We start from the raw sequence: 19356 nt of genomic DNA, 5'->3' as shown, positions 1-19356 counted from the left end.
CCCCGGATCGTCGGCGCCGTCATCCGACGACGCGGTGACCTCGGGTGCGTCGATCTCCCGTCCGCCCGCCGAGGGCTCCTCACGCGCTGCTTCATCCACCCGACCATCATCCCTGATGCGTGCAATACGCTGACTGCCGTGTCCCTGACGTCCGATTCCACCGCGTTATCGACGCGCCATCAGCCGGTGTCCCGCCATCGATCGGTATCCATCCGCACGCGCTCGTCGATGGTCGCCGCCTGCGCCGCGACGTGCGGTCTGCTCCTCGCCGCGTGTGGCTCCGATACCGACACCCCGGCGTCGGCGACCCCGGCGGTGCCGAGCGGGCCATGCGTGTCGGCGGCCACCGCCGCGAGTATGGCGACGCAGATCCCGATTCCGTCGGCATCGGTGACACTCACCTCGCCGGGCACCGGGCCCCTCCGCGCCGCGAGCGCCGCCCCCGACCTCGCCTCGGCGCAGCAGGTCACCCTCTCTACCACCTCCACCGAGTCGTCGACGACGGCACAGACGACGCAGTCCCTCGACACACCGCTGACGGCGCGTTTCGGATGCGACGCACTCGATCGGCTGACCGCGGTGCTCGGCGCCCCGACGTCGGCGCAGCCGGAACTCGGCGGTCAGTTGCCGCCGGTCGCCGGCAGCGTTGCCGAGATTGGTGTCGGTCCCGGTCTGGCCCCGCTGTCGTTGCGTCTGGCCCCGACCGATCCGTCGTCGGAATCGGCGCGACGCGCCGTCGAACAGTCGCTGGTCCAGTCGTTGCAGAACGCGATCACACTGCCCACCGATCCCATCGGTGTCGGCGCCACGTGGCGCACCGAACGCACCCTCTCCTCGGCGGCGACCGTCGTGCAGACCATCGAGGCGCGGCTGACGCGGTGGGAGGGTGACCGTCTGACGGTGTCCTTCACCGCCGACGAGTCACCGGTCAATTCGGTGTTCACCATTCCCGGCGGCGATGCGACCCTGACCATCGACCGGTATTCCTACACCGGTTCCGGCGAGGTGACGATCGATCTGACCCGCGGGCTGCCCGTCGCGGGAAAGGCCGAGTATCGCGGGGCGCGCGAGCTCGTCGGCGCCGACGCGAATCAGCCGCTGCTGCAGACGTTTGGGTTCACCATGGCCTGGAAGTCGCCCTGACGACGTCGGCGCGGCCCCCTGGACCACTCCTGTAGGGCATACGACGATGGCCACCGATCCCTTCCGGATCGGTGGCCATCGTCGTCGGTCGGGGCCGCGCGGTCAGTTGGGTGCGCGGCTGGTGGTGGTGCGGCGGGTGCTCGTCGACGGGCACATCGCGCTGGTGACACCATTGCTGGTGATCAGCGGGCAGACGAAGCTCGACGCCAGCTTCCAGCGACCGTTGTCGTAGACGATCTGGGCATCGATGTCCTGGGGTGCCTGATCGGGCAGTTTCACGGTCGCGCGCACCGTCGCGCGGTTAGGTCCGTCGACGGTGACCGGGCCCTTGAGGGTGTAGGTCACGTCCGGGTTCTGCCGGCGCGCCTCGACCAGCTTGTCGAAGACGGACGGGTCCTTCTGCGAATTCTGGACCAGGACAACCTTCTGCGCGTTCGGCACCTGCGGGTCGAGCGCGGTGTCGAGCATCTGGTTCAGCGTGGCCACCGACGGCGGCGAATCCGGATTGGTGACATCGCTGCCGTCGGACGCCGCCGAACTGCTGGTCGCGGGGATGGTGGGGATGTCATCGGAACCGTCATCGCTGCCACAGGCGGCGAGGCCGGCGGTGACCGCGGCGGCGATCATGACCGCACCTACGAACTTCGGAAACTTCAACGAACTCCCTCACTGGTCTTCGGGTCTGGGCATCTGTTCGGATGCACGGCGCCGGGACTCCCCGCCCCGCGCGCCGCGACGAGTTCTCCCCACTATGCCAAACAGGATCGGGCATGAGCGCCAACCCCGGCCCAATCCGGCGTCACCGGTCACCGACCGGGTGCCCCGCATCGAGGTCGGTCCTCGACTCCACTCCGCAACGGTTGACGCCACCCGGGGGTTCCGGGGACCCTTGTGATCCATGGCACCTTCGCAGGCCCACGCCCGCATCGCCCTGATCACCACCGGCGGCACGGTCGCCTCGCAGACGACGGCAGACGGGGCCGTGCCGACGTTGTCGGCCGATGATCTGATGGGTGTCGCCGAGGTGCCGGGCGCCGTCGGCAGTGACGCCGACGCGGTCACGGAACCGCAGGTGAGCGCCGTCGACGTGGTCGCCGTCGACCTGATGGCGAAGGATTCGTCGGCACTGACCCCGGCCGATCAGTTCCGGATCGTCTCGGCCATCGCCGATGCCCTCGCCGACGACGCGGTGGACGGCGTGGTGGTCACCCACGGCACCGACACGATGGAGGAGACCGCCTTTCTCGCCGACCTGTTCGCGGCCGATCCGCGGCCGGTGGTGTTCACCGGCGCCCAGTATCCGGCCGATTCCCCGGATTCCGACGGCCCGGAGAACATCGCCGCGGCGTTGGCCCACGCGGCAGACCCGGCGAGCCGCGGTCACGGGGTCGGCATCCTCCTCGGTGGGCAGCTCGTCGCGGCGCGTGGTGCGTTCAAGGCGTCCACGGTCGACCTCGACGCGTTCGACTCGGTGCATGACGGGTTGCCACGACCGCTGCTGACCGGTCCGGTGCCGAGTGGCCGGTTGGCGCGGGTGGACACCTACAGCCTGTATCCGGGTGTCTCCCCCGGCATCATCGCCGCGGCCGTCGCACAGCATGCGGGTGGCATCGTGTTGGCCGGGACCGGTTCGGGCAACACCCATCCCGACATCACGGCCGAGGTGGATCTGGCGCGCCGACGCGGCGTGGTCGTCGTCGTGTCCACCCGGGTTCCGTTCGGCCCGGTCGTGCCCACCTATGGCGGCGGTGGCGGCGCCGTCGATCTGGAGCGGGCCGGCGCGATCGTCTCCCGGTGGCTGCGTCCGCCGCAGGCCCGGATGGCGCTGTTGGCACTACTCGGCACCGGCTGCGATCAGGACGAGGTGGCCGACTTCTTCTCGGCATCCGAACCGCGTGACTGGCCGGCCTGAGTCGCCGTCGGCGGCCACGCGAGACTGTCGAGCGGATCGGCCGGTTGCAGGTTTGCGTCCGACTCGGTGAACGTGCGGACCGGTCCGGGTCCGGTGGCCCGCGTCTCGAAGCGCACCGTCACCACCCCGTGACCGGCACCCTGCACCCACCCGTGCCCGTGGTCTGGGTGCACCACGTCGCGGCCGGTTGCCCAATGGTGTTGCTCCCCAGCCGGATTCGCGCTCGTGCGGTTTCCGGTGGGGACGTCGAGGCCGAGGGAATCGGTGTGCACCGGATCGATGTCGCCTGAGTCGGGGTCGACCGAATCGGGATCGACCACAGGGGTGTCGCCCGGATCGAGGTAGGCAGAACTGATGGCGCCGGCCGTGACCGCGGCGTCGCCGAAGAGTGCGTACTGCTCGATGTCGCTCAGTCCGGAGTACCCGACGCCGACGAGCCGGATCGGGCCGATCGCCTCCGGATCGAGGGCCAGTCGCTGAGCGATGGCGACCAGCGCGTCGAGGTCGCTGGTGGCGGCAGGAAGGGTGGAACTGCGGGTGAGGACGGACATGTCGGAGCGTTTGAGTTTCAGGACCACGGTGCGGGCCCCGCGACCGTCCGCGACGAGCCGCCGATGGGCGTCGGCGGCCGCGCGGGCGATCGCCGGCCGCAGGGCGGGCAGGGTCACGATGTCGTCGGCGAATGTCGATTCCGCCGAGATCTGTTTCGCCGCAGCACGTTCGGTGACGGGGCGGTCGTCAATGCCCTGGGCCAGGCGATGCAGCGCCGGCCCGACGGTCGACCCGAGCACCGAGGCCACCTCGACCTCGGACAGTGCGGCGAAGTCACCGATGGTGGCAATCCCCAAGCGCGCCAGCCGGTCTCCGGATACCGGGCCGATGCCCCAGAGTTTGCGCACCGGAAGTGCGTGCAGGAACTCGAGTTCGCCGGATGGTCCGATGACCATCACGCCGTCGGGTTTGGCCATCCCCGATGCGATTTTGGCGATCTGCTTGCCCGACCCGAAGCCGACCGAGGCCGCCAGCCCCACCTCATCTCGGATGCGGCGCCGGATGGACTCCGCGAACTCCTGTGCAGCGGCACCACTTTCGCCACTGAGCTCGGACGGTTCGGCGAATGCCTCGTCGAAGGACAGCATCTCGATCACACCCACCGCTTCGCGGACGATCGCGAAGATCCGTTCGCTCACCGCGCGGTAGACGCTGCCGCGTGGCGGCAACACCACCGCGGTCGCGCCGACCAGTCGGCGGGCCTGGTGCATCGGCATCGCCGATCGTGCGCCGTAGGCACGGGCGGCGTAGCTCGCGCCGGCCACGACTCCGCGTCCGCCGGTACCGCCGACGAGGACGGGCCGCCCGGCGAGGGTGGGCCGGGTGAGTTGTTCCACCGAGGCGAAGAAGGCATCCATGTCCAGGTGCATCACCCAGCGGGCACTGCGTTCCCCCTCTCCGGAGGGAGCGGATCGATCGGACACCTCACCAGCGTAGGCAGTGCCGGATGAGGCGGCCGCCCCGCGGGTCACCCGACGACGAAGACCGGGATCTGGTGGGCGTGGGCGCGGATCTGAGCGGTGGTGGCGTCGACGCCGACTCCATCGGGCAGGAAACGGCCGACTTCCCAGCCCCACTTGTCCAGGTAGCGGCGGATGATCGCCGGGCGCGCGGAATCGGGCACCTCGGTGAGGTGGGCGGCACGAGTGCGACGACCGCGACGCAACTCGACCGCCCCGTTGACCCGCACGTTGCGCACCCATTGGGTCTGACCCCGTACCGAGACCAGGTACTGCGCGCCGTCGATGGTCAACGGGTTGACCGGGATTCGCTGCGGCGTGCCGGTCTTCCGTCCGAGGACGGTCAGGGTCTGCGCGCCGGCGAGATTCACGCCGCGATCGGCGAACCATCGGACGATGGCGTTGAAGCGGACATCGAGGCCCTGAGGTGCGCGGTAGTGGGTGTCGGACATGTCGGCCCTTTCGTCGAGGCGGAATCGAGAGCAGTGCTCTCTATTTCAGAATCCATCATGCCGGCCAGAAAATCAAGAGCACCGCTCTCATTCATGGCACGATGGTCGTCATGCCCCCTGCCGACACTCCTCCGTCCCGCGCGACCACATCGCGTTCCCGTGCACAGAATCGACAGGTCATGGAGTCCGAGATACTGCGGCTCGGGCGTGAGCATCTGCGCACCCACGGAGCCGCGGGGCTCTCGCTGCGCGCGATCGCCCGGGAACTCGGCGTGGTCTCCTCGGCGGTCTATCGCTATGTGCCCAGTCGCGACGAGTTGCTCACGCTGCTGCTCGTCGAGGGGTACACCGACCTCGGCGAGGCGGTCGACGCCGCCGCCGATGCCGCCGAACCGACGGATTCCTACGTCCGAATCCTGGCCGTCGCCAACGCGATTCGTTCCTGGGCGATCAACGACCCGGCCCGGTGGGCGCTGCTGTACGGCAGCCCGGTACCCGGCTACGCCGCCCCCGCCGACCGCACCGTCGCGCCCGGTACCAGGGTGATCGCTCGCCTGCTCGCCGAACTCGCCGACGCACATGCCGCCGAAGGGACCACCGATCTCCGGACCTCCCTGCCCGCCGAACTGTCCACCGACCTCGACGCCATCCGCACCGAGTTCGACAGCACACTGCCCGACGACGTCCTGCTGGCCGGAACACTGTTGTGGTCCACCGTGATCGGCGCGACCTCGTTGGAGGTCTTCGGCCAGTACGGCACCGACACCTTCGCCGCCCCGGAGCAGTTGTTCGGCGCACAGGTCGACACCGTGCTGTCGGTGATCCTGCGTCGGGACTGATCCGAGCCCGCCCCTCCGACGTTGACAGCGCCCTACCCGTCATTGACAGCGCCCTACCCGTCATTGACAGCGCCCTACCCGTCATTGACAGCGCTCAACCCGTCGTTGACAGCGCCCTACCCGTCGTTGACGCGCTTGGCGAAGCGCCGTCAACGTGGGCGCGAGCGCTGTCAGGGAGATTCAGAGCGCTGTCAGTGACATTCAGAGCGCTCTCAACGACCGTGCCGGCGATCAGCTTCCGGCGGGCGCCTTCACCACATCGGCGCTGACGCCGTCGCCGAGTGCGATCGCTCCGACAGCACCGTCAACGTCGACGTCGAAGCGGACCGCGAGAACCTCACCGGCGATCAGCTCGGCATGACGCCGGGCCCATTCGGCACGCCCGGCGGGTACCACCAGACGGATCTCGATGCGGTCGGAGACGTCGAGTCCCAACGTCTTTCGCGCATCCTGCAGTTCCCGCACGCGGTCCTTGGCCCAGCCCTCAGATTCGAGTTCCTCGGTCACCGCGGTGTCGAGCACCACCAGGCCACCGCCACCGGGCAGTTCGGCCGTCGAATCCGGCTCCACCGCAACCAGTTTGCGTGTGTACTCACCGGGCTGCAGATCGATTCCGTCGGCCGAGACCACCTCGGTGCCATCGGCGGCCGATGACACGGTCCAGTTGCCCGCCTTGACCGCCTTGATCACCCGTTGTACATCCTTGCCCAAACGGGGTCCGGCCGCGCGGGCGTTCACCACCAGTTCGTGACGTCCGTAGGCGTCGGCGTCGGTGGACAACTGCACCGACTTCACATTCATCTCGTCGGCGATGAGATCGGTGAACGGGGTGAGTTGCTCAGCCGTCGGCGACGCGATCGTCAACCCCGGCAACGGAAGTCGCACCCGCAGCTGGTTGGCCTTGCGGATACTCGACGCCGTCGAACACACCGCCTGCACCTCGTCCATCGCCGACACCAACGCGGTATCGCCGGGCAGTTCGTCGGCACTCGGCCAGTCGGTGAGGTGCACCGACCGTCCGCCGGTCAGCCCGCGCCAAATCGCCTCGGTGGCCAGCGGCAGCAGCGGCGCCGCCAGCCGGGAGGCCACCTCGAGCACCGTGTAGAGCGTGTCGAAGGCGTCCGCATCGGCGTCCTGCCCCGCCCAGAACCGCGCCCGGGACCGACGGACGTACCAGTTGGTCAGCGACTCGACGAACTCGCGGAACGACTCACACGCCCCGGCGATGTCATAGGTGTCGAGCGCCGTGGTCATGTCGTCGCGGGTGACCGCCAGCTTGGCCAGGATGTAGCGGTCGAGCACGTTGGTCGAGTCGGTCCGCCAGGTGGCCGGCCGCTCGGCGTAGAGCTGCAGGAAACTGTAGGCATTCCACAGCGGCAGCAGCGCCTGACGGACTCCCTCGCGGATTCCCTTCTCGGTGACCACCAGGTTGCCGCCCCGCAGCACCGGCGAGGCCATCAGGAACCAGCGCATCGCATCGGAGCCATCGCGGTCGAAGACCTCGTTGACGTCGGGGTAGTTGCGCTTGGACTTGCTCATCTTTTGGCCGTCGTCGCCGAGCACGATGCCGTGCGCGATCACGCTCTTGAACGCGGGCCGGTCGAACAGGGCCGTCGCCAGTACGTGCAGGTTGTAGAACCAGCCGCGGGTCTGACCGTTGTACTCGACGATGAAGTCACCCGGGTTGTGCGGCAGCGCACCGGAATCGGCGTCACCGTCGAACCAGTCGGCGTTCTGGAACGGGTAGTGCACCTGCGCATACGGCATCGATCCGGACTCGAACCAGCAGTCGAGTACCTCGGGGACGCGGCGCATCGTCGACTCACCGGTCGGATCATCGGGATTGGGCCGGGTCAGCTCGTCGATGTAGGGACGATGCAGATTGTCCGGTCGCACCCCGAAATCCCGCTCGAGCTCGTCGAGTGAGCCGTAGACATCGGTCCGCGGATACTCCGGATTGTCCGACACCCAGACCGGGATCGGCGCACCCCAGAAGCGATTTCGGCTGATGTTCCAGTCCCGCGCACCCTCGAGCCACTTGCCGAACTGACCGTCCCGGATGTGTTCGGGCGCCCAGGTGATCTGCTTGTTGAGCTCGAGCATCCGTTCCTTGATCGGCGCCACGGCCACGAACCACGACGGCACGGCCATGTAGATCAACGGCTTTCCTGATCGCCACGAATGCGGATAGGAGTGCTCGATCGTCTCGTGCCGCAGGATCTTGCCCACACCCTTGAGGTCTTTGATGATCACCGGATTCGCATCGAAGACCATCAGGCCTTCGTACGGTGGCACCTGCGCGGTGAATCGGCCGCCCGGATCCAGTGGCTGCACCACCTCGATGCCGTTGGCCGTGGCCAGTTCCATGTCCTCTTCGCCGAAAGCCGGTGCCAGATGCACGATTCCGGTGCCGCTGTCGGTGGTGACGTAGTCGCCCAACAGGATCCGGTGCGCATTCGGATGGCCGGCGAAGAAGTCGAACGGCGGCGTGTAGTGCAGATCGGCGAGGTCGGCTCCCCGGTAGGTGCCCAGGGTCTCGGAATCACCGAACTCCTTGGCGTAGGCACCCACCAGCGCCTCGGCAAGCAGGTATTCCTGCCCGTCGGCCGCCCTGAGGTGGACGTAGGTGACATCCGGATTGACGGCGATGGCGAGGTTGCTCGGCAGTGTCCACGGGGTGGTCGTCCAGATGAGGGCGTTCACACCGTCGAGTGCGGTATGCGGACCGTCGGGGACGACCAGCGGCATGCGCACGGTGACCGCCGGGTCCTGCCGCATCCGGTAGGCGTCGTCGAGCTTGGATTCTTGATTGCTCAGCGGTGTCTGCTCGTACCAGGAGTACGGCAGCACGCGATGACCCTGATAGATCAGGCCCTTGTCCCACAGCCGCCGGAAGGCCCACATGACCGACTCCATGAAGTCGATGTCGAGGGTCTTGTAATCGTTGTCGAAGTCCACCCAGCGGGCCTGCCGGGTCACGTAATCGCGCCATTCACCGGTGTAGCGCAGTACCGAATCGCGACAGTAGTCGTTGAACTTCTCGACGCCCATGGTCTCGATCTCCGACTTGTCGGTGATCCCGAGTTGGCGTTCGGCCTCGAGTTCGGCGGGTAGACCGTGGGTGTCCCAGCCGAAGCGGCGCTCCACCTTCTTGCCGAGCATCGTCTGGTACCGCGGTACCACATCCTTGACGTAGCCGGTCAGCAGATGTCCGTAGTGGGGCAGGCCGTTGGCGAACGGCGGGCCGTCGTAGAAGACGAACTCGGGGGCGTCGGCGCGGTTGGTGATCGACGCACGGAAGGTGTCGTCGGCATCCCAGTAGGCCAGGACCCGTTCTTCGACCGTGGGGAACGACGGTGCTCCGCGCTCGCCGTCGGTCATGTCGACGACGGGGTACACGTGGGTGTCGGGGGACGAACTGGCGTCGCTCATACGAAGGTCTCCTCGTGCCATCACTGCTCATTCGGCACGGGGACGCATCATCTGCGCGGTACCACCCCGCTTGCATCGGCAGACACCGATGCCACTCGGCACCCGCGGGACCGCCGATGGGCGACCGTCGCGGATCAACAAGGCTGTGACGGGCCAACCCGCCTGGTTCTACTGAGGGCGGACATTGCCGGACCGGGTGGGCCCGGTCATACCCCGTTCTTCCAGGTGCTCCCCGGTGATGGCCGGATCGATGCAGCACTCAGTGTAGCCGCCGAGGGCGGCCGAGGACCAAATCGTTTGTGGGCCCGCTGCCGCTCCCCCGCAGCGACTCAGGACAGTGGCGGGCGCCAATTCGGATCGAGCGGATCGAACGTACGGCGCGGGGACGGATCCTCACGATCATCGTCGGCGTCGGAGGTCGCCTGAGGCGGCTGTGACGCTGTCCGTGTCGGGTCGGGCGTGCCGGACGCCGGTGTGGCGGGAGCCGAACCCTGCCCCGGTGCCTCGGCTGGTGGTGGGACGTCGGCGGGTGTCCGGCCGCTGACGATGTCGTCGGCGCCCACGGATCGCAGGTAGTCGGCGTAGCCACGTTCGGCGGTCGACGGTGCAGCCACGGTCGGATGCGACTGCGGAGCGATCGTCGGATGATCGACCATGTCGGGGTCGGACGTTGGATCCTCGGCCGACGGGCGTGGGGTCACCACGCCCTTCCAGAGTGCCGCTCGCTCGCCCTCTGTCGAGGTCGGTACACCTCCGGCGGGGCCGGGATACGGCGGCGACGAGCCGGCGGGCCCGTCTGCGTGAGCGGTCTGGGCCGATGCCGATCCGGCATCATCGGTACTCGTGGGATCGACGGCGGCCTCGTCGCCGGCAGGGTGGGTACCCGCCTCGTCGACGGCAGCGTCCTCATCGGTCCCGAAGCCGAACCCGCCACCCCGATCGGGCTCGGGCTTGCTCCGGCGCCCCGACCACACGATGTCGGCGACCAGGAAGATCAGTCCGACCAGACACACCACGATGCACGCGACCGCGAGCCACAGTGTGCCCGTGATCAAACCGACGACGAGCAGGACGAAACCGACGAGCGTGGCCGCCAGGGCCAGGGTCAGCATGTCATGTGCTCACGTCGCCGGCGATCAGCTCTGCGAGTAGTTGCTGAACCCACCATTGCCCGGATCCGTGGAGAACGACTGGTCGACGGGGCGTCCACTCTCCACCGGTGCGGCGCTGCCGCGCTGCTGCAACTCCTCGAGTTGCGATTCCAGGTAGGTCTTCAGGCGGGTGCGGTACTCGCGTTCGAACACCTTGAGCTGTTCGATGCGGCCTTCGAGCACGCCACGCTGCTGGTTGATGGTGCCCATGATCTCGGCGTGCTTGCGCTCGGCATCGGACTGCAGGGCGTCGGCACGCTCCTGGGCCTGACGCACCTGCGCCTCCGAACGGGTCTGCGCGTCGGCGAGGATCGCCTCGGATCGCTGCCGGGCATCGGTCAGGGTGGCCTCGGACTTGCTCTGCGCGTCGGCGACCATCGAGTCGGCTCGCTGACGGGCGTCCGACAGCAGGGCGTCGGCCTCCTGTCGCGACGATCCGGTCAGACGGTCGGCCGTCTCCTGCGCCAGGGCCAGAACCTTGGCGGCCCGGACATGGGCGTCGCCGTCGACGGGTGCGCCGGCCGGTGCGGCAGCGGCCACCGGGGCCGGGGCGGGCTCGGGCTCGGGCTTGGACATCGAGAAGACCTGCGTGTGGTCCTCCGACGGTGCCGGAGCGGCGGCGACCGCACCCGACTTGGCGTCGGCGAGTTCGCCTTCGAGTTCCTCGACGCGTTGCTTCAGATCAGAGTTCTCATCGATCAGACGCGCGAGTTCCGCCTCGACGAAGTCGAGAAATTGATCTACCTCGTCCTCGTTGTAGCCGCGTTTACCGATAGGCGGTTTGCTGAACGCGACGTTGTGCACATCAGCTGGTGTCAGCCGCATGTCGGTCCCCTCAATGTCGTTTGAGATTATGTGTTGTTGACGGTCGAAAACTGTGCCCAGTACAGAGTGTCACTGATCATTCATACCAGTCAAAATCTGTAACTGGCGTCTTATCCTGTCACACCTGAACCGATCGTTGTAGATCATCGACGTCGTCTCGCAACCAAACAGTCATCTAACTATGACATCCATGTCCGTCGAAATGGCCCACTACCGGCAGACACGTACCCGATGGCGCTCCTACATTCAGACCGGCATGCCGAGCGCGGCCAGGGCCGCCGATGTCCGGAACGAGCCCACGAATTGCATCGCGATGACGACAACGATCAGCACGATCATCAGGGACAGATCCAGCCGCACCGGTCCGAGGGGAATCGGCGGAATGATGCGTCGCAGGAGTTTGATCGGGGGGTCGGTGAGGGTGAAGGTCACCTCGATGACCACCACGACGATTCCGGTCGGTCGCCATTCCCGCGCGAAACTGCGCACCAGTTCCACGATGAGCCGGGCCAGGAGCAGCAACCAGTAGACGAACAGAACGTAGTAGAGGATTTCGAACAGCATCGCCACTTCTCAAGAGTGCCTGACGCCGCGCGCCCGCGGTCGCACCGGTATGACCCGGCACGTCTCCGCGGGCGCGACGACGACGATCGGATGGGATGGCCCGAGCCCGCCGAAGGGTGGGCGATTGGGCCGATTTGCGCAGTTCAGGACTGATTGTAGAAGCCGGTTTCGGCGATCTTGCGCCGATCCTCGGCCGAGACGTCGATGTCGGCGGGCGAGAGCAAAAACACCTTGGTGGCGACCTTGTCGAACGAACCGCGCAACGCGAACGCGAGTCCGGCGGCGAAGTCGACGAGTCGCTTGGCGTCGTCGTTGCTCATGTTGACCAGGTCCATGATCACCGGGTTGCCGTCGCGGAAGCGCTCGCCGATCGTGCGCGCCTCGCCATAGTCGGACGGGCGCAGCGTGGTGATCTTGTGCAGCGGTCCGTCGGCGAACACCCGCTCGAGTTCTCCGCGTGATTCGACGCCGCGGGGCCCGCTCGCAGCGCGCAACGTCGCGCTGCTCGACCGCTGCAGCGGCTCGAGCCGGGCCGGACGCACACGCTCCGGACCGTGCTCGACGGCCGCCCGGACACTGCCCGCGTAGGCGTATTCCGGTGCCGCGGCGTAGCCGGCCTCGAATTCGTATCCGGCCGCGGCGTAGCGGCGTTCCTCGCCGTATCCGTCGCGCTCCCGGAAGCCCACCTCGCGGAACTCCCCGTAGCCTTCTCCGGCGACCTCGTCGCGGTAGGAGACGTCGCCGTAGTACTCGTCGCGGTAGGACCGCTCCCGCGGCACCGCCCGCACCGGTCCGGGGCCCGGCTCGTCGAGGTAATCGTCCTCGTACTCGCTCGGAGGCACCATGCCGAAATATGCCTTGAATTTCTGCATCGTGGTCATGTGCGGGGGCCTCTCTGTCGTCCGACGCTTAGAGCGGTGTTGCAGGTGGTGCCGGTGGGTGTTGTTGTTCTCGTTGGTTCTCGTGTGACCAATGTGATTACTGAGAGAGTATCGGCCGAGAACCCATGATCGCGGTACCGACACGCACGCATGTCGAGCCGTATTCGATCGCGATCTCCATGTCCCCGCTCATCCCGGCGGACAGCTCACCGGCCTGCGGGTGATCGGCGAGAAAACCCTCCCGGACCTCGGACATCCGCTCCATCCACTGCCGGTGAGAACCGTCGACGGGCGTGATCACCATGAGCCCACGCAGCCTCAGGGACGGCTCCGCGGCGATGGTCTCGGCCAGGGCCGGCAGGTCTGCGATCTCGACACCACCGCGCGTCGGGTCACCGTCGAGACTCACCTGGGCGAACACGCCGAGCGGCACGTCGCGCACGTGCTCGTCAAGTGCTTGTTCGGCCGCCCGGCCCAGATGCCCGACGAGCTTGTCGCGATCGACCGAATGCACCGAACGCGCCCACCGCGCAACGGTCTTCGCCTTCTTGGTCTGCACGCTGCCGATCATGTCGAACACCGCCCGACGAGTCGGTACGGCGTCGCCGAGTTCGGCGATCTTGCGGCTTGCCTCCGGTTCCCGGGACTCGCCGAAGGCCCGCTCCCCCAGCTCGATCAGCCGCATCACGTCGGATGCCGGGAAGAACTTGGTGACCACCAGCAGTTCGACGTCGCCCACCGGGCGACCGGCCGCGGCGACCGCGGCGTCGAGCCGCTCACGCACGGCCGCGAGTCGCCCGGCGAGTTCGTCCGCGCGCGGATCGCTCACGACCCGGCCACCGGGCCGCCGGCGTCCTCGTCGGGATCGACGCCGGGATCAATCCAGATCACCGACGCCAACCGGCCGGTGGGGGCGCCACGTCGATGGCTGAACAACTCGGTGTCGGAGATGGTGCAGCGCGGATCCTGCGCCACCGCACCGACCCCGACGGCGAGGAGTTGCCGACGAATCCCGGCGCGCAGGTCGAGGCCCGCGGTTCCCTGACGGGTTCGACAGGCACTGCCCGGGAGGTGTTCCTCGACGTCGCGCTGCATCGCCTCGGGGACCTCGTAGCGTTCACCGCTCGCCGCCGGCCCGAGGAACGCCCCGATGCGTTCGGGACGCGCGCCGAGCCGGATCATCATCCGCAGCGTCGCCGGGATGATCCCGATCCGCGCACCCACCCGCCCGGCGTGCACACCGGCGATCACACCGGCCTCGTCGTCGCTGAGCAGTACCGGCACGCAGTCGGCGCTCAGGACGGCCAGCGCCACACCGGGGACCGTCGTGACGAGCGCGTCGGTCGCCGGCACACGGATCGACGGTCCGACCCGCTCGGCCTCGGCGGATCCAAGCGTCTGCTCGTCAATGACCGTGACGTTGCGACTGTGGATCTGCTCCATCCAGACCACCGACGACTCATCGACACCGATCTGCTCGGCGAGGCGTCGCCGGTTGACCGCCACGGCCGAGGGGTCGTCGCCGACATGATCACCGAGATTGAAGCTGTCATACGGCGCACGCGAGACGCCGCCGGCGCGGGTGGTCACCACGCGCCGGACCCGCGCACCACCGGAAACCGGTGAGTTCATCTCACCGCTTCATGAAGGACGGAACATCGACGTCGTCGTCGTCGAGGGTCACATTGTTGCGGCGGGGCCGCTCGGGGGCGGCGTTGGAGGCGAAGGGATCGCCCTGCCCGGCCGGGAGGTCACCGAAGAGCGGATCGCTCCTGGTGGGGGTCGAAACGGTACCGGCGGTGGCCGACCCGACCGCCGACTTCCCGGCGGCGGCCGTGGGTGCGTCGGTCCGTTTGCGCGGTGCCCCGCCGTCGAACCCGGCCGCGATCACCGTCACCCGGACCTCGTCACCGAGGTTGTCGTCGATCACGGTGCCGAAGATGATGTTGGCGTCCTCGTGGGCCGCCTCCTGCACCTGGGTCGCCGCGTTGTGGATCTCGAACAGGCCCAGGTCGCTACCGCCGGCGATCGAGATGAGCACGCCGCGTGCGCCTTCCATCGAGGCCTCGAGAAGCGGCGAGTTGATCGCCGACTCCGCGGCCTTCTTGGCACGATCCTCACCGCGGGACGAACCGATACCCATCAGCGCGCTGCCCGCGTCACTCATCACGCCCTTGACGTCGGCGAAGTCGACGTTGATCAGACCGGGGGTGGTGATCAGGTCGGTGATGCCCTGCACACCGTTGAGCAGCACCTCGTCGGCGCTGCGGAAGGCGTCCATCAGGCTGACCTGGGCGTCGCCGAGCTGCAGCAGACGATCATTCGGAATGACGATCAGGGTGTCGCAGGATTCGCGCAGTGCGGTGATGCCGGCCTCGGCCTGATTGCCACGCCGCTTACCCTCGAAGCCGAACGGGCGGGTCACCACGCCGACGGTCAGCGCGCCCAGCTTGCGCGCGATCGCGGCCACCACCGGCGCGCCGCCGGTTCCGGTGCCGCCGCCCTCACCCGCGGTCACGAATACCATGTCGGCACCCTTGAGTAGCTCCTCGATCTCGTCGCGGGCATCCTCGGCCGCGCGACGACCCACCTCGGGGTCGGCACCGGCGCCGAGACCGCGGGTGGAATCACGTCCGACGTCGAGCTTGACGTCGGCGTCGCTCATCAACAGCGCCTGCGCGTCGGTGTTGATGGCGATGAACTCAACGCCCTTGAGGCCCTGCTCGATCATCCGGTTGACGGCGTTGACGCCGCCGCCGCCGATGCCGACGACCTTGATCACGGCCAGGTAGTTGTGCGGTGGCGTCATGACGCTCGCCTTCCTTCTCGGGGCAAAACCCTAAACCTCAACCATAGATCTAGAGTTATGTCAAGTAGTGGTGTTGGTGACGACGCTAGGCACCGGTGCGCCCCAGACCCGGGAGGCGCCTCGGCGTGTCGCCAAATACCCGCCGATATGTCGGAAAGAGGCGCGCGGACGGCCGAATCGCCGCGGCTGTCGCGCCGCCACCTGAGGTGGCGCGCCCCCACCGAGATGGCGTGCCCTTACCGGTATGTCGGAAAGGCGGGAGCGGAGACGTTGAACTGCGTGGCGTCGCGGGTCAACAGATAACTGAGCGTGCGCGCCTTCTCCGCACCCTGGGAATCGTCACCCCACACCACATTCCGATTTCCGGTCAGCTCCAGGTGGATGTCCACCGGCGAGGAGGCCGTGACACTGACCACCTGCTTGGACAACGACGGCGGCAGCCCGGCCACCACCGCCAGCGCGGCCCGCGTGGTGGGGTCGGCCGGGCCCGGTGTCGCGGTGTGGAAAACGGGCAGCTTCTTGATGTCCGGCGGCGCCGAGGCCGCGGGATAGGTGAGGTAGCCGACCCCCGACCGATCGAGGACGTGGAGCTTGTCCTCCTCGGTGACCACCGCGACCGGGACCCGCTCGGTGATGGTGATCTCCAGGGTCGACGGGTAACTGCGTTGCACGCGAGCCGATTCCACCGACGGGATCGCGGCGATCCGCCGTGCCGCAGCACCGGTGTCGACCTGCAGCAACGGGGTTCCCGACGGCACTGCGGCCGCGGCGAGCACCTGAGCACCCGGCACCGTCCGGGTACCGCTGATCTCGGTGCCGCGCACCGACATCAGCGGTGTCAGATACGCGACGAGCACCATCCCGACGATCACGACGGCCGCCACCACACCGCCCAGCAGGATCCGGGATCGGCGACGCCGTGGCAGCCGGGGCCTCACGGTTCCGCCGGTTCGGGGCTCGCCGGTTCGGGGCCCGCCTCTTCTGGGCCCGCTTGTTCTGGGGCCGCCTTATGCGAATCGTCCAGCACAGCAAGGATTTCCGGGCCCTGCATGGTGATGTCCCCGGCACCCAGCGTCAGCACGATGTCCCCGGGCAGCACCGCAGCGGCCACCGTCTGCGCCAGCGAGGACAGGTCCGCCACGAACGTCGCCGGACGCGACATCCGCTCCACGATCATCCGCCCGCTCACACCGGGGATCGGGTCCTCGCGCGCCCCGTAGACGTCGGCGACGACGACCACGTCGGCCAGATCGAGTGCCGCGGCGAACTGATCGGCGAATTCCTCGGTGCGCGAATACAGATGAGGCTGGAAAACGGCGATGACGCGTCGCTCGACGCCGGGATCGGCGTCGACGATTGCGCGCGCGGCGGTGAGCACCGCGGCCACCTCGGTGGGATGGTGTGCGTAGTCGTCGAAGACCTCGACCCCGCGAGCGCGGCCCTTGAACTCGAACCGCCGACGCACCCCGGAGAAGGCCTCGATGCCGTCGATCACCCCGGGAAGATCGGCGCCGGCGCACACCGCACCGATCGTCGCCCCGATGGCATTACGCGCCATGTGAATACCGGGCAGCGTCAACGACATTCGGCGGGTTTCGGCGACGCCGGTGACCGGCGGCGCGAACCGGACCTCGACATCGCTGCCCGCGGTCGTCGGCGTCCACGACTGCACGCTCGCCACCATCGACACACCGTCGGGCACCGCCACACCGTCGGTGCCGTATCCCAGCACCGACACTCCCTGGGCGGCCAGCGTCGCCGCGCACCGCTGCGCCAACGCCCGCGCGCCGGGATCGTCGAGGCACACCACCAGGACGCCGCCGTCAACGATCCGGGCCACGAAGGCGTCGAACACCGCGACGTAGCGCTCGACCGTACCGAAATAGTCGAGGTGATCGGACTCGATGTTGGTGATCACGACGATGTCGGGCGTGTACTCCAGCAGCGAACCATCGCTCTCGTCGGCCTCGGCCACGAACACCGCACCACTGCCGTGATGGGCGTTGGTGCCCGACTCGTTCAGCTCACCACCGATCGCGAAAGACGGATCGACACCGCAATGCTGCAGGGCCACCACGGCCATCGACGTCGTCGACGTCTTCCCGTGCGTGCCCGCGACGAGGACCGTGCGGTACCCGACCATCAACTCGGCCAGCACATGCGGGCGCAGCAGGATCGGGATACCCCGGGACCGGGCCACGACGAGTTCGGGATTGGTCTTGGGGATGGCTGCATGGGTGGTCACCACCACCGACGGCCCGCCCGGGATCAGATCGAGCGCCGACGGGTCGTGTCCCACCTGGATGTGGGCGCCCCGCGCACGCAGGGCGAGCACACCCCGGCTGCTCTTGGCGTCCGAGCCGGACACCGCCGCACCCCGCGCGAGCAGGATTCGCGCCAGCCCGGACATGCCGGCACCGCCGATACCGACCATGTGCACCCGCCGCAGGTGGGCCGGCAGCGTTCCGGCTCCCGATTGCGTCGCCTCGCCGGTCACCGACTCACCTCCACCCACTCGTTCCGATGCATAATTGTTCACTGCTCCGGAGCCGAACCCGGCGAGCGAAACGCGTGTGCCAAGTGTCCGCGGTGATCGCCGGCCCGGAACTGCGCCGCCAACTCCAGCGCCGCCCGCGCCACCTCGACCGCCGCATCCCGATGGCCGGTGCCCGCGGCCGCCGCCGACATCGCCGCCAACCGCGCCCGATCACCGAGCAACGCCGGGATCTCCCGTTCCACCCACTCGGTGGTGAGATCGTCGTTGTCGACCAGGATTCCCCCACCGGCCTCGACCACCGGGAGAGCGTTGAGTCGCTGTTCACCGTTGCCGTGCGGGAGCGGCACGTACACCGCGGGCAGCCCGGTGGCCGACACCTCGGCCACCGTCATCGCCCCCGACCGGCAGATCGCCAGGTCGGCGGCGGCATACGCCAGATCCATCCGCTTGAGATAGCCGACACCCTGATACGGCGGTGCGCCCGCCGGGGTCGCCGGATCGATCGAATTCTTGGGTCCGTAGGCGTGCAGCACGCCGATGCCGGCACTGCCCAACGCCCCGGCGGCAGCCTCGACCGCCTTGTTGAGCTGTTGGGCTCCCTGCGACCCACCGAACACCAGAAGTGTCGGTGCCTCCTCGTTGAGACCGAAGTAGTGCCGGGCCTTGGCCCGCAACGCGGCCCGGTCGAGTTCGGCGATCTGGCCCCGCACCGGGATTCCGACGACGCGGGCGTTCTCCAGCCCGGACCCGTCGACCGCGGCGAGCACCACATCGGCGAAGCGGGCGCCGACCTTGTTCGCGATACCGGCCGACGCGTTGGCCTCGTGAATGACGATCGGCAGTCTCTTCTTGGCACGCAGATGGGTCTGCGCCGCGAGGTACGCCGGGATCGACACATACCCGCCGAATCCGACGACGACGTCGGCCTGGACCGAGGCGAGCACCTTGCGTGCCGCGGCCACCGACCGGGCCAGCCGCGCCGGCGTCTTGGCCAACTCCAGGCCGGGCTTGCGGGGCAACGGCACCGGCGGGATCAGGGCCAACTCGTACCCGCGGTCGGGGACCAGGGTGGTCTCCAGGCCCCGGCGGGTACCGAGCGCGGTGATCCGGACCCGCGGATCGAGCCGCCGGACGGCATCGGCCACGGCCAGCGCCGGCTCGATGTGTCCGGCGGTGCCGCCACCGGCCACCACCACCGACAGCGGGCGACCGCTGCCATCCGCCTGCTCAGGCGACTCCATCGCTTCCTCTCCGTGTGAGCCGAGGTCCGGCTCGTCGTCCGAGTGCATCACTGCACGTCATGCGGGCCGCGCCCCACCACGGTTCGCCGCGGCACCGGT

At 68.3% G+C, this 19356-nt stretch carries 17 protein-coding genes; 3 read left to right on the top strand and 14 right to left on the bottom strand.

Annotated elements, in window-relative coordinates; genetic code table 11:
- The first annotated feature begins 228 nt into the window (after positions 1 to 228).
- Entirely contained in the window at positions 229 to 1143 is a 915-nt protein-coding gene (locus ACWDPV_RS16720) for a hypothetical protein (RefSeq protein ID WP_449744012.1), read from the top strand.
- A gap of 102 nt (positions 1144 to 1245) precedes the next feature.
- Here ACWDPV_RS16720 and ACWDPV_RS16715 read toward each other — a convergent pair whose 3' ends face one another.
- Positions 1246 to 1800, bottom strand: a complete 555-nt coding sequence (locus ACWDPV_RS16715) for a hypothetical protein (protein ID WP_449743909.1) — start codon at positions 1798 to 1800, stop codon at positions 1246 to 1248.
- Positions 1801 to 2041: 241 nt separating this feature from the next.
- On the opposite strand from ACWDPV_RS16715, the gene ACWDPV_RS16710 reads away from it, so the two are divergent.
- A complete protein-coding gene (locus tag ACWDPV_RS16710) occupies positions 2042 to 3055 on the top strand; it encodes an asparaginase domain-containing protein (protein WP_449743908.1) in 1014 nt (337 codons plus the stop codon).
- Here the strand turns inward: ACWDPV_RS16710 and ACWDPV_RS16705 are convergent.
- Both ACWDPV_RS16705 and ACWDPV_RS16700 read right to left on the bottom strand, forming a co-directional pair.
- On the bottom strand, positions 2998 to 4476 hold the full coding sequence (locus ACWDPV_RS16705; protein WP_449744011.1) for a DNA polymerase IV: 1479 nt from the start codon (positions 4474 to 4476) through the stop codon (positions 2998 to 3000). The two genes, ACWDPV_RS16710 and ACWDPV_RS16705, sit on opposite strands and share 58 nt — an antisense overlap.
- A gap of 98 nt (positions 4477 to 4574) precedes the next feature.
- A complete protein-coding gene (locus tag ACWDPV_RS16700) occupies positions 4575 to 5018 on the bottom strand; it encodes a nitroreductase family deazaflavin-dependent oxidoreductase (RefSeq protein WP_449743907.1) in 444 nt (147 codons plus the stop codon).
- Between the two features lie 110 nt (positions 5019 to 5128).
- Here ACWDPV_RS16700 and ACWDPV_RS16695 point away from each other — a divergent pair, with 110 nt between their 5' ends.
- Positions 5129 to 5857, top strand: a complete 729-nt coding sequence (locus ACWDPV_RS16695; RefSeq protein ID WP_449743906.1) for a TetR/AcrR family transcriptional regulator — start codon at positions 5129 to 5131, stop codon at positions 5855 to 5857.
- 231 nt (positions 5858 to 6088) lie between these two features.
- Here the strand turns inward: ACWDPV_RS16695 and ileS are convergent, their stop codons facing one another.
- The 11 genes from ileS to murG all read right to left on the bottom strand — a co-directional run bounded on the left by ileS (position 6089) and on the right by murG (position 19257).
- Positions 6089 to 9289: an isoleucine--tRNA ligase gene (ileS, locus tag ACWDPV_RS16690; RefSeq protein ID WP_449743905.1), complete on the bottom strand. Its 3201-nt coding sequence runs from the start codon at positions 9287 to 9289 to the stop codon at positions 6089 to 6091.
- A gap of 329 nt (positions 9290 to 9618) precedes the next feature.
- A complete protein-coding gene (locus tag ACWDPV_RS16685; RefSeq protein ID WP_449743904.1) occupies positions 9619 to 10401 on the bottom strand; it encodes a hypothetical protein in 783 nt (260 codons plus the stop codon).
- Between the two features lie 24 nt (positions 10402 to 10425).
- Positions 10426 to 11265 carry a DivIVA-like cell division protein Wag31 gene (gene wag31 / locus ACWDPV_RS16680; protein ID WP_449743903.1) on the bottom strand — a complete coding sequence of 280 codons (840 nt, stop codon included), beginning with the start codon at positions 11263 to 11265 and terminating at the stop codon, positions 10426 to 10428.
- A 246-nt stretch (positions 11266 to 11511) separates the two neighbouring features.
- Complete coding sequence (locus ACWDPV_RS16675) at positions 11512 to 11829, bottom strand: YggT family protein (RefSeq protein ID WP_425476124.1); 318 nt, start codon at positions 11827 to 11829, stop codon at positions 11512 to 11514.
- Positions 11830 to 11972: 143 nt separating this feature from the next.
- Entirely contained in the window at positions 11973 to 12710 is a 738-nt protein-coding gene (locus ACWDPV_RS16670) for a cell division protein SepF (protein WP_348804076.1), read from the bottom strand.
- A gap of 97 nt (positions 12711 to 12807) precedes the next feature.
- Positions 12808 to 13539, bottom strand: a complete 732-nt coding sequence (locus ACWDPV_RS16665; protein ID WP_449743902.1) for a YggS family pyridoxal phosphate-dependent enzyme — start codon at positions 13537 to 13539, stop codon at positions 12808 to 12810.
- The gene (pgeF, locus tag ACWDPV_RS16660; protein WP_449743901.1) at positions 13536 to 14342 is read right to left on the bottom strand and encodes a peptidoglycan editing factor PgeF; all 807 of its coding nucleotides are present in this window, start codon (positions 14340 to 14342) and stop codon (positions 13536 to 13538) included. The genes ACWDPV_RS16665 and pgeF overlap by 4 nt, the downstream gene beginning before the upstream one ends.
- 1 nt (position 14343) lies before the next feature.
- The gene (ftsZ, locus tag ACWDPV_RS16655) at positions 14344 to 15519 is read right to left on the bottom strand and encodes a cell division protein FtsZ (protein ID WP_449743900.1); all 1176 of its coding nucleotides are present in this window, start codon (positions 15517 to 15519) and stop codon (positions 14344 to 14346) included.
- Between the two features lie 236 nt (positions 15520 to 15755).
- On the bottom strand, positions 15756 to 16457 hold the full coding sequence (locus ACWDPV_RS16650) for a cell division protein FtsQ/DivIB (protein WP_449743899.1): 702 nt from the start codon (positions 16455 to 16457) through the stop codon (positions 15756 to 15758).
- Entirely contained in the window at positions 16454 to 18016 is a 1563-nt protein-coding gene (gene murC / locus ACWDPV_RS16645) for a UDP-N-acetylmuramate--L-alanine ligase (protein WP_449743898.1), read from the bottom strand. The genes ACWDPV_RS16650 and murC overlap by 4 nt, the downstream gene beginning before the upstream one ends.
- A gap of 38 nt (positions 18017 to 18054) precedes the next feature.
- A complete protein-coding gene (gene murG, locus ACWDPV_RS16640; protein ID WP_449743897.1) occupies positions 18055 to 19257 on the bottom strand; it encodes an undecaprenyldiphospho-muramoylpentapeptide beta-N-acetylglucosaminyltransferase in 1203 nt (400 codons plus the stop codon).
- Between the last annotated feature and the right edge of the window lie 99 nt (positions 19258 to 19356).

The sequence above is a fragment of the Gordonia sp. NPDC003504 genome (assembly GCF_053587995.1).
The sequence above is the reverse complement of the archived record's forward strand: the minus strand, read 5'-3'. Positions and strand labels throughout refer to the sequence as shown.